The 238-nt window shown below is 66.0% G+C and carries 1 pseudogene; it reads right to left on the minus strand.

Annotated features, from left to right (window positions below):
• Positions 1-58 precede the first annotated feature (58 nt).
• Positions 59-238, minus strand: a pseudogene (locus ACQG3P_RS23205) (DNA-3-methyladenine glycosylase I); the annotation flags it as partial.

Genomic DNA, 238 nt, shown 5'->3' on the forward strand with positions numbered 1-238 from the left:
CCGAGCCTGGTGCTGCTGTTCAACCATCCGCCCGGCCGCTACATGGGCGTCTGAGGCGTTACCCGGTTTTCTTGAGTTTCTGCAGGCGTTGGGACACCGGGCAATCCGGGCTGTGCGCGCCGGGCAGGTAGCCCAGGCTCTTCAGGAATTCTCCGGGGATTTCGCCGCCGGTGAAGCGGAAGGGCTTGTTGAACAGCGTCGCCCTCTCGGGCTTGTCGCGCGGGTGGTGCGCATCCCG

The organism is Stenotrophomonas sp. SrG, from assembly GCF_050031795.1.
Classification (GTDB): domain Bacteria; phylum Pseudomonadota; class Gammaproteobacteria; order Xanthomonadales; family Xanthomonadaceae; genus Stenotrophomonas; species Stenotrophomonas rhizophila_A.